At 62.0% G+C, this 10,641-nt stretch carries 8 protein-coding genes and 3 pseudogenes; 6 read left to right on the forward strand and 5 right to left on the reverse strand.

Annotated elements, in window-relative coordinates; genetic code table 11:
- Both EN893_RS06765 and parC read right to left on the reverse strand, forming a co-directional pair.
- Positions 1-432, reverse strand: a pseudogene (locus EN893_RS06765) (AI-2E family transporter); the annotation flags it as partial.
- A gap of 238 nt (positions 433-670) precedes the next feature.
- Complete coding sequence (gene parC / locus EN893_RS06770; RefSeq protein WP_127267504.1) at positions 671-2,923, reverse strand: DNA topoisomerase IV subunit A; 2,253 nt, start codon at positions 2,921-2,923, stop codon at positions 671-673.
- Here parC and EN893_RS06775 point away from each other — a divergent pair.
- Both EN893_RS06775 and EN893_RS06780 read left to right on the forward strand, forming a co-directional pair.
- Positions 2,879-3,148, forward strand: a complete 270-nt coding sequence (locus tag EN893_RS06775) for a hypothetical protein (protein ID WP_127258120.1) — start codon at positions 2,879-2,881, stop codon at positions 3,146-3,148. The genes parC and EN893_RS06775 overlap by 45 nt on opposite strands.
- Positions 3,149-3,251: 103 nt before the next feature.
- Complete coding sequence (locus EN893_RS06780; RefSeq protein WP_127267503.1) at positions 3,252-4,442, forward strand: hypothetical protein; 1,191 nt, start codon at positions 3,252-3,254, stop codon at positions 4,440-4,442.
- Between the two features lie 232 nt (positions 4,443-4,674).
- Here EN893_RS06780 and aspS read toward each other — a convergent pair whose 3' ends face one another.
- Together aspS and EN893_RS06790 are read right to left on the reverse strand one after the other, a co-directional pair.
- Positions 4,675-6,462 (reverse strand): aspartate--tRNA ligase, encoded by a 1,788-nt coding sequence (gene aspS, locus EN893_RS06785; protein WP_164748989.1) that lies wholly within the window; start codon positions 6,460-6,462, stop codon positions 4,675-4,677.
- Between the two features lie 214 nt (positions 6,463-6,676).
- Positions 6,677-7,153 carry a MarR family winged helix-turn-helix transcriptional regulator gene (locus EN893_RS06790; protein WP_127271416.1) on the reverse strand — a complete coding sequence of 159 codons (477 nt, stop codon included), beginning with the start codon at positions 7,151-7,153 and terminating at the stop codon, positions 6,677-6,679.
- 95 nt (positions 7,154-7,248) lie between these two features.
- Between EN893_RS06790 and EN893_RS06795 the strand changes: the two genes are divergently transcribed.
- Positions 7,249-7,617, forward strand: coding sequence for an antibiotic biosynthesis monooxygenase family protein (locus EN893_RS06795; protein ID WP_127271415.1), 369 nt, complete (start codon positions 7,249-7,251; stop codon positions 7,615-7,617).
- Between the two features lie 26 nt (positions 7,618-7,643).
- Positions 7,644-8,136: pseudogene (locus EN893_RS06800) on the forward strand (hypothetical protein).
- Here EN893_RS06800 and EN893_RS06805 read toward each other — a convergent pair.
- Positions 8,131-9,090 (reverse strand): LysR family transcriptional regulator, encoded by a 960-nt coding sequence (locus EN893_RS06805; RefSeq protein WP_348632460.1) that lies wholly within the window; start codon positions 9,088-9,090, stop codon positions 8,131-8,133. The pseudogene EN893_RS06800 and the gene EN893_RS06805 overlap by 6 nt on opposite strands.
- Here EN893_RS06805 and EN893_RS06810 point away from each other — a divergent pair.
- Both EN893_RS06810 and EN893_RS06815 read left to right on the forward strand, forming a co-directional pair.
- Complete coding sequence (locus EN893_RS06810) at positions 9,089-10,006, forward strand: DMT family transporter (RefSeq protein ID WP_127272769.1); 918 nt, start codon at positions 9,089-9,091, stop codon at positions 10,004-10,006. The genes EN893_RS06805 and EN893_RS06810 overlap by 2 nt on opposite strands.
- 134 nt (positions 10,007-10,140) lie before the next feature.
- Positions 10,141-10,641: pseudogene (locus EN893_RS06815) on the forward strand (MFS transporter); the annotation flags it as partial.

Below are 10,641 nucleotides of genomic sequence, written 5' to 3' on the forward strand. Positions count from 1 at the left end.
CTGCTGGTTCAGCCACTCGCCCACGACAGGCATGGTGGCGATCCAGTGCGGTGTCACCGCGCCATGACGGTTGGTCTCGATCGCCCAGGCGACCCATTCGCGGACCTCGTTGATCGCATAGGTGCCGGCGAGCGCGATCGGGATCACCAGGAAGGCTAAGATAAAGAGGATGGCTAAGGTCGCGGCGATGGTGCGGTTGCCACTGACCGCGACAAGCAGGCGGCGGTAAAGCGGCCAGCTTGCGAAAGCGATGACGAGCGCCGCCAGCACCGGAAACAGGAAGCCGTGGAAGAAATAAACGCCGGCGGCGACGATCAGCACCAGCAGCCAGCGCGCCGCCGACAGCGGCGGGATGACGGCGGACCTGAGCGGCGTCGACAGGCCGAACAGGCGTTGCTGCCGTTCCGGTTTCTGGATTTTTGCTTCCTTCAAACGCCTGGCTCTCCCAAACACCCCTCCTGTCTATGCACTGATATAGTGCAGCAATCGTGACGATAGTCCAAATGATTGGGGATCTCCCCCCTCGAGGGGGAGATGGCCGGCAGGCCAGAGGGGGTCGCCGCGCGTGAAGCGCTAACCTCCTCTGCCGGCGAAGGAGGTCGCGTCCAGTCGTGCCGACCCCCTCTGTCGCCTTTGGCGACATCTCCCCCTCGAGGGGAGATTAGCAGCGCTACCCAAATTTCCCCGTCCTCGGGAATCCCTTCGGCACCATCCGTCCGGCCGACGCACGGGCACCGATCCACTCGGCCAGTTCCTCGCGCGACCTTGTGAAGGTGCGGTCGGCCGAATCCTGCCAGGAGAGGCCGGTCTCCAGCGTGAACGGTTTGAGATCGAGAAGGCCGCCATCCTTGTATTTCTGCAGCCGCACGCCCTTGCCGCGGCCCATCTCCGGAATCTCGGCGAGCGCGAACACCAGCATCTTGCGATTCTCGCCGACGATGGCGAGATGGTCGCCGGTGACCGGGATGCAGCGCTTGGCTTCGTCCGGCGCCTTGACGTTCATCACCTGCTTGCCCTTGCGGGTGTTGGCGACGACTTCCTCCTCCGGCACGATGAAACCGTTGGCGTCGTGCGAGGCCAGCAGCAGCTTGCGCTTCGGGTCGTGGACGAAGGCGGTGACGATGTCCTGGTCATTGTCCATATCGACGATGATGCGGATCGGCTCGCCATGGCCGCGCCCGCCAGGCAGCCGGTCGGCGCCGATGGTGTAGAATTTGCCGCCGGTGGTGAAGACCAGCACCTTGTCGGTGGTCTGGGCATGGAAGGCGAGCTTGAGGCTGTCGCCCTCCTTGAAGGTCAGCGTCGAGAGATCGGCCAGATGCCCCTTCATCGCCCGCAGCCAGCCCTTTTCCGACACGACGACCGTGACCGGCTCGCGCTCGATCATGGCGTGTGCGATGTCGGCCAGATCATGCTCGGGCGCGTCGGCGAACTGGGTGCGGCGCTTGCCGAGTTCGGTCTCCGGACCGAACTTGTCGCGGATGTTGGTGACTTCCCATTTGATCGTCGCCCACTGCTTCTCGTTTGAAGCAAGCAGTGCCTCGATCTGCTTCTTCTCCGCGCTCAGGCCGTCGAATTCCTTGCGGATCTCGAATTCTTCAAGCTTGCGCAGAGCGCGCAACCGCATATTGAGGATGGCTTCGGCCTGGGTGTCGGTGAGCGACCAGCGGGCCATCATCACCTGCTTTGGCTCATCCTCCTCGCGGATGATCCTGATCACCTCGTCGATGTTGAGGTAGGCGATCAAATAGCCGGCAAGTATCTCCAGCCGTCTTTCGATCTCGCCAAGCCGATGTTTCGAGCGGCGGATCAAAACCTCGCGGCGATGCTCGAGCCACTCCTGCAGTACGCCCTTCAGCGACAGCACGTTGGGCACCTTGCCGCGCGACAGGACGTTCATGTTGAGCGGGAAGCGGCTTTCGAGCTCGGTCAGCTTGAACAACGATTCCATCAAGATGCCGGGATCGACCGAACGGCTCTTCGGCACCAGCACGACGCGGACGTCCTCGGCGCTTTCGTCCCTGATGTCCTCGAGCAGCGGCAGCTTGCGTGCCATCAGCAGTTCGGCGATCTTCTCGATCAGCCGCGCCTTCTGCACGCCGTAGGGTATTTCGGTGACGACGATGCTCCAGGTGCCCCTGCCCTGGTCCTCCTGGAACCACTTCGAGCGCACGCGAAAGCCACCGCGGCCGGTTTGATAGGCTTCGAGGATCGAGGCGCGGCTGTCGACGATGATGCCGCCGGTCGGGAAATCCGGCCCCTGGACAAACTCCATCAGCTTCGCCACCGGCGCGTCCCGGTTTTCGATCAGGTGAAGTGCGGCATCGCAAAGCTCGGCGGCGTTGTGGGGCGGGATCGATGTCGCCATGCCCACCGCGATGCCGGACGAGCCGTTGGCCAGCAGATTCGGAAAGGCGCCGGGCAAAACCACCGGCTCCTCGTCTTCTTCATTGTAGGTCGGCCGATAATCGACGGCATCCTCGGTGATGCCGGACAAGAGTTCGGTCGCCACATCGGTCATGCGCGCTTCGGTGTAGCGCATGGCGGCGGCGTTATCACCGTCGATGTTGCCGAAATTGCCCTGCCCGTCGACCAAGGGATAGCGCATCGAAAAATCCTGCGCCAACCGCACCAGCGCGTCATAGATCGACTGGTCCCCATGCGGGTGGAACTTGCCCATCACCTCGCCGACGATGCGGGCGCATTTGGCAAAGCCCTGGTCGGGGTTGAGCCGCAGCAGGCGCATGGCGTGCATGATGCGGCGATGGACCGGCTTCAGTCCGTCGCGCACATCGGGCAGTGCCCGGTGCATGATGGTCGACAGCGCATAGGCCAGATAGCGCTCTTCCAGCGCCTTCTTCAGATCGACCGGTTCGATATGATCGCCACCGCCATTTTCAGGCGGCAAAAGCCTTTTTCCCATGGGCTCGGACTAGCCGAGCGGGTGATTCGCGGCAAGAGCCCGACAGAGATACCGGCCCTTCTGCAACACGAAACCGCACCCCGGGGGATGTCGGCCAACATCAGCCTGTTACATGCGGGTTCTATGGCCAAGCGCGACGACATCCGGCTATCGGCTCTTCATGACAAATTCACCGGTTTGCGCAAAGACGGTGGGATCGGGTTTGCCTTTCACCGCGATTTTTGACCAATGTGCCGGGACACGCCTTTTTCCGGTCCAGTTCGTCACGGAATGGTGATGGCGCAAATAATTGAAAAAACAATTTCAGGACACTCTCAGGGACCTTGCGATGACAATCAAACGCTCAACTCTTAGGAAATTAGCCCTTTCGACCTTCTTGCTCACGCTGCCGCTGAATGCGGCCCTCGCACAGGATACGGCAGTGGCCGACCGGCTGAAGGCCGCGCTTGTCGCACAAGGTGTCGACATCACCTGGACTGGCGTGACCGGCGACAACACCAGCATGGTGCTGCAGGGCGTTGCCATCAAACCGGCGGCGGAGAAGGAAGCGCTTCCCATCGGCGACGTCAAACTCGAAGGTGTGACCGAGGCAAATGGCGGCTATGACATCGCCACCGTATCGACGGCTGCCTTCACACACAGCAAGGACGGCGTCACCCTCGACCTCAGCCCCTTCGTCATCCATGACATGACAGTTCCGGCCGACGGCGCCACCGGCCCGCTCGGCTCGCTGATGATGTACAAGTCAGCCGAACTCTCGAACATGACCGTCAAGGTCGCCGACAAGACCGCCTTCTCGATGGATGGACTTGCCATCGAGATCACGCCGCCGGCGGACGGCAAGGCGATGGAATTCACCGCCACCACGGAGAAATTCAACGCCGACCTGACGCTGGTGGACGATCCGAAGTCCAAGGAAGTCATCAACGCGCTCGGCTACCAGAACATCGCGGGCAATCTCGAAATGGCCGGCACCTGGCAGCCCACGGACGGCAAGATGGAACTGTCGAAATACGACATCTCGGTCGAGAATGCCGGCACGCTCGGCATGACCTTCAATCTCGGCGGCTACACGCTGGACTTTATCAAGTCGCTGCAGGAAATGCAGAAGAAGATGGCTGCACAGCCCGAAGGCGCCGACAATTCGGCGCAAGGCATGGCCATGCTCGGCCTGTTGCAGCAGCTTTCGTTCAACAGCGCCTCGATCCGCTTCGACGACGATTCGCTGACCAACAAGGTTTTGGACTATGTCGGCAAGCAGCAAGGCATGTCCGGCAAGGACATCGCCAACCAGGCCAAGGCGATCGTGCCGTTCGGCATGGCGCAGCTCAACAATCCGGAACTGACGGCGCAGGTTACGGCCGCGGTCAGCAAATTCCTCGATGATCCGAAGAGCCTCGAAATCTCGGCCGAGCCGCCGGCATCCGTGCCGTTCGCACTGATCATGGCGGGCGCCATGTCCAACCCGCTCGACCTGCCGAAGACGCTCGGCGTCACCGTCAAGGCCAACGAAGACTGATCGAAGTAGTTCCCTTCTCCCCGTCACTATACGGGGAGAAGGTGCCGGCAGGCGGATGAGGGGCAGCGCCGACGCCTACAAATTGCAATTCATGCCGAACCGATTGCCTGTCAGAAGGCGTCAGCTGCAACGGCCGTTCGCCAATCGCCCGCATCCGCGCTGCCCCTCATTGTCCTGCCGGACATTTCTCCCCGTATAGAGACGGGGAGAAAGGGCAGTTGCAACGCCGCCGTCAGTCCTTCTTGGGCACGGCAACGCGCAGCGCCAGGTCGCGAAGCTGCTGCGGGCTCGCTTCCGAAGGCGCGTTCATCAACAGATCGTAGGCCTGCTGGTTCATCGGGAACATGGTGATCTCACGCAGGTTCTTGGCGCCGAGCAGCAGCATGACGACGCGGTCGACACCGGCGGCCATGCCGCCATGCGGCGGCGCGCCATACTGGAAGGCGCGGTAGAGGCCGCCGAAGCGCTCCTCGACCGTGGCGCGATCCAGCCCGACCGTCTCGAATGCCTTGACCATGGTTTCGGGCAGATGGTTGCGGATACCGCCGCTGGCGATCTCGAACCCGTTGCAGACCATGTCGTACTGGAACGCCTTGATGCCGAGCAGGTCCTCGCCATTCAGCGCATCGATGCCACCTTGCGGCATCGAGAACGGGTTGTGGGCGAAGTCGATCTTCTTCTCTTCCTCGTTCCACTCGAAGAACGGGAAGTCGACGATCCAGCACAGTTCGAAACGCTCGCGGTCGACAAGGTTCAGCTCCTCGCCGGCACGGGTGCGCGCAGCCCCCGCGAAGGAGACGAACTTCTTCGGATCCCCGGCGACAAAAAAGGCCGCATCGCCGTCGGCAAGGCCGAGTTGAAGGCGGATCGCCTCTGTGCGCTCCTCGCCGATGTTCTTGGCGAGTGGGCCGGCGCCTTCGAGCTTGTCACCCTCCTTGCGCCAGAAGATATAACCCAGCCCCGGCTGGCCCTCGCCCTGCGCCCAGGAATTCATGCGGTCGCAGAAGGCGCGGCTGCCGCCGGTCTTTGCCGGAATGCCCCACACCTCGGCCTTCGGATCGTTGGCCAGGATGTTGGCGAACACCTTGAAGCCGGAATCGCGAAAATGGTCGGAAACGGCCTGCATTTCGATCGGGTTGCGCAGGTCCGGCTTGTCGGAACCGTATTTGCGCATGGCCACATTATAGGGGATGCGTTGGAAATTCTGCGTCACCGGCTTGCCGTTGGCGAAGGTCTCGAAGACCCCGCGCATGACAGGTTCCATGGTCGAAAGCACGTCGTCCTGCTCGACGAAGCTCATTTCAAGGTCGAGCTGGTAGAACTCACCAGGGAGACGATCGGCGCGCGGGTCCTCGTCGCGGAAGCAGGGCGCGATCTGGAAGTAGCGGTCGAAGCCCGACACCATGATCAGCTGCTTATACTGCTGCGGCGCCTGCGGCAGCGCGTAGAAGGTGCCGGGATGGATGCGCGACGGCACCAGGAAGTCGCGCGCGCCCTCGGGCGACGACGCGGTGAGGATCGGCGTCGAGAATTCGGTGAAGCCGACCTCGCCCATGCGCTTGCGCATTTCGGCGATGATTTTTGTACGCGCAATGATGTTCTTGTGCAGCGTCTCGCGGCGCAGATCGAGGAAGCGGTATTTCAGCCTTATATCCTCGGGATAGTCGGGCTCGCCGAACACCGGCAGCGGCAATTCCTTGGCCGCCGACAGCACCTCGATCTCGCGGGCGAAGATCTCGATCTCGCCGGTCGGCAGATTGGCGTTCGTGGTCTCGGGCAAACGCGCCTTGACCTCGCCGTCGACCCGAATGACCCACTCGCCGCGCACGGTTTCGGCGACCTTGAAGGCAGGAGAATCCGGATCAGCGACGATCTGGGTCAGGCCATAATTGTCGCGCAGGTCGATGAAGAGCAGACCGCCATGATCGCGCACGCGATGCACCCAGCCCGACAGGCGAACGGTCGAGCCGACGTCGCTCTTCCTCAACTGGGCACAGGTATGGCTGCGGTAACGGTGCATTGTCATTGGTAAAGTCCGGGGTGCTCTAGTTGCCGGCCAAGGCATCGCGGCCCGGCCCTGAAAATTTGCGCGAAAAGCGCATGGGAGGCCGGATTTGTCAAGGCAAGCGGACTTCCGTGTCCATGGTGTTCGCCGCCCGGTAGCCGGAGCGAGGCAGCGCGAGGATCAGCGCGGCGCTCAGCCTGTGAAGGAAACCGCCACAGGGCCACAACCGTCAGGCTTGCTCTTCAGCTTCATCGTTGCCTTCCAGTTTTTTCCGCAGCGCCGTCATGACCCTGTGCGTGGTGTTGATGTCCTCGACCAGCAGGCCATCCGCGAGGTTTTCGATCCAGGGCGCCTGCAAATGCATCGCGGCATCGAAAGTCTGTCTTCCCTTGTCAGTCAAAACGACAAGCTGCGCACGCTGATGATGCGGGTTGGCCTCGAAGGCGACGAGCCCTTCCCTATGCAGGTCGTTGACGATCCGTTGGACATTCTGGCGGCTGGCTCCCAGATCGCGCGCCAGCCACGCGACCGGCTGAGGGCGTTCGGCGGTCACGACAGCGCCGAGAACCTGCCAGCGGGCGCTCGTCAAACCGAGGTCGGCGACCAGCCTGTCACCCGATGTGAGCATTCGGCTGTTGAGCCTGAACAGGTCGAGAATGAGATCGGTCAAGGCATTGCCGGCAGGTGTTCGCTTGGCATCAGGCATATGACATCCTATATTGCTATTGACATTATGTTGTCAAATAGATATGTAATCAAGGTAACAGATTGGCACCATAACACCAATTAACGGAGCTTATGATGTCGCTCATGCGCCCACTGAACCCCGCTTTCCCGATCGACCGCCAGATCGCGATCGATGCTACCTCCGTCGTGCTGGTCAACGTCTTCACGCTCGACAAGGCCGACGAGCAGACCTTCCTCCATGCATGGCAGGATGATGCGGTCTTCATGAAGCAGCAACCCGGCTTCATCTCGACCCAGCTTCACCGCGCAATCGGCGAAAGTCCGGCCTATTTCAATTATGCCATATGGGAAACGATGGCTGACTTCCGGGCCGCGTTCTCGCATCCCGAGTTCAGGGCGAAGCTCTCGGCCTATCCGTCCTCGGCCGTCGCCTCTCCGCATCTGTTCCAAAAGGTGGCGGTGCCGGGCATCTGCCTGGCTTAAACGGTTGCAAGAATGGTGGGAAAGCCATGAGCAAGGTCATTCACCCAGTCGCCGGGACGGTCGCGATGCTGACGATCGCAAGCCTCTGGCTGTCGACGGTCCTCAGTGAGATGTTTGCCTCCCAGGTGGCGATAGCCGCCGTCAAGATGGCCATACCGTGGAGCTTCCTGTTGCTCGTTCCAGCGCTGGCGGCGGCGGGAGGTTCGGGCTTTGCGGCGGCCAAGGGCCGGCAGGCCGGGCTGATCGGCGCGAAGATCAAGCGCATGCCATGGGAAGATCAAGCGCATGCCATGGATAGCCGCCAATGGTCTCCTGGTTCTCATCCCCTCCGCACTCTTCCTCGCATCCAAGGCGAGAGCCAGCGAGTTCGACACCAGCTTCTACGCCGTGCAGGCGCTCGAATTGGCCGCCGGCGCGACGAACATCACGCTACTCGGCCTCAACATGCGCGACGGGTTCAAAATGAAGGGCCGGCTCCGCCGTCGGCCCGCTCGGCCCGTCAAAGCATCACCTCTATGAGCCAAGCGCCGACAGCCGGAGGCGATGGGCAAGGTGATCGACGACCAGTAAAGCGTTGGCGGAAGAGGTCTCCGCCCGGTGAAGACGAATCTCCGCCCCGGGCAGCGGCGGCACATGGCGGCCTGGATGGACGCCGCGCAGGCCAGGCGCAAGCATGCTGCCTTTGACCACGGTGACCGCCAGGCCCTGTTCAACAATTGCCTCCGTGGCTGAGAGGCTCGGGCTGACATAGGCCAATCGCCATGGCCGGCCTGCCTTGTTGAGCGCCTCAATTGCCCAGGAACGAAACAGGCAATCGGGGCTCGACAGAGCGACGGGCAGCGGATCGAGTTCCTCGACGGCTCGCGTCGCCGCCGCTGCCCAAATCGCCCTTTCGCGGCATATCAAATCTCCCTCGGTCGTACCTTCCGGGTGCATGGCGATGACGGCGTCGAACGAGGACCCAAGCCGTTTCAGGAGCCGGGCGGTAAGACCAATCTCCATTTCGACCTGCACCAACGGAAATCGCTCGGCGATGCCAGAAAGGAGGCGCGGCAGGATCTTGGTGCCATAATCTTCCATGACCCCGATTCGAACCTGTCCGGCCACCTGCTGACCGGAAACACGCGCAATCGCCTGCTCATTGAGAGCAAGTATGCGGCGGGCATCGATCAGAAAGCCCTCCCCGGCGGCGGTGAGTTCAACGCGGGCTGTCGAGCGCCGGAACAAGATGGTCTCGATGCGCTCCTCAAGACGTTTCACCTGCAAGCTGACGGCCGCCTGCGTTCTATTGAGCTGCTCGGCGGCTCGCGTGAACGAGAGTCGCTCGGCAACGACGACAAAGGCCCGCAGAAGGTCCGGATCGAGATTCGGGATACTCATAGTGAATGTTATCAAACTCATTGAGCTTATTCGATTCCTTATGGCCCGCCTTCCCGATATCCCCGGTTCCGAGCCAGCAAGGTCGGGAACCATGGAAATCACAGGAGTGCTCGCCGCGATTCTCTCCAGCGCTTTCGGGGGCACCGCCGTTGGCGCAACGCGATATCTCGCGGGCACGCTCGATCCTCTCGCTATCGGTGCGGTCCGGTTCGGCGGCGGCTTTCTGGTTTTGGCCGCCGTAGCTCTCTGGCGGCGAGACAGGTGGCCGCCGAAGAGCGACTGGCTCGGCACTGGTGCATTGGGTCTTCTGTTCTTCGGGCTGTTTCCGGTGCTCTTCAATGGAGCCCTTGTCTACACGACGGCCGCGCGAGGTGCGCTTGCGCTTTCGACACTGCCTCTGCTCACCATGCTTGCCGCGGCAGTTCTGAAGATCGAGCCGCCGACCATCCGCAAGATCGTCGGTGTGCTGATCGCAATGGCAGGAGTGGCCGTAGCGCTCGGCACGAGCCTGACGACTGCTCCCCCAGATGCCTGGCGCGGAGATCTTCTCATGGTCGCGGCCGCTTTCTGCATGGCGCTCTACAACGTCTGGTCGAGACCATTTCTATCCCGCACCGCGCCAATCCCGTTCGTGGCGTTTGGCATGGGCGTGGGCGCGGTCTGCCTATCGGTCCTGGTGGTTTCGAGCGGAGGCTTCGCGCGACTTGCCACTCTCAGTGCACCTCAGTGGATCGCGAGCGCTTATCTGGCCATAATTTGCGGCGCCTTCATTTTCTTCCTTTGGGCATTCGCGCTCGAGCGCGCGCCGCCGACACTGGTTGCCGTCTCCGTTGCGGTGAATCCGGTGACGGCATCGATCTTCGGTGTTGTCTTCCTGGGCGAACAAGTGAGCGCGAACCTGATTGTCGGGCTGATGGCAGTCCTCGCAGGAATAGGCGTCGCAACGGGAGCAGCCGAGCGGCTTGGCCTGTGGCCCGACGATCGGCAGTCACGTCGAAGGCAGCCCTGAGCGCTGACCAAGCAAAACGGGGGAAACGAATCCAGGCGAATACAGCGATCATCCCTGTTGGCGCAGGGAATTGCTGCTGGCGTTGGCCAGGGCGATGGTCCAAGAAGGGATCACCGACACGTGATCGCCTCTTCATGTCCTCCATCCGCCCGATGATCCCGCTTCTTCTCGCCGCCGGCATCTTGCTCGGCGGCAATGGGCTGCAGAGCACGCTGATCGCGCTGCGCGGCGCGCAGGAAGGGTTTTCGGCTTCCGACATCGGCCTGATGGGCACCTTCTACTTCGCCGGCTTCCTGCTCGGCTGCCTGGCCATCACCCGCATCATGAAGGCGGTCGGCCATATCAGGGCATTTTCGGCGCTGGCGGCAATCGCCTCGGTAGGCACCTTGCTCCTGGTGCTGGTCATCGATCCGGTGATGTGGTGCGCGGTGCGCCTTGCTGGCGGCTTCTGCTTCGCCGGGCTGTTCACCATCGTCGAAAGCTGGCTGAATTCCGGCGTCGGCAATCACGACCGGGCACGCGTGCTGGCGATCTACCGGATGGTCGACATCGGTTCGGTGACATCAGCCCAGTTCCTGATCCCGGTCTTCGGCGCCGGCGGTTTCGCCATCTTCGCCATCATGTCGATGATGATC

The organism is Mesorhizobium sp. M7A.F.Ca.CA.004.04.2.1, assembly GCF_004022825.1.
Taxonomy (GTDB): Bacteria; Pseudomonadota; Alphaproteobacteria; order Rhizobiales; family Rhizobiaceae; genus Mesorhizobium.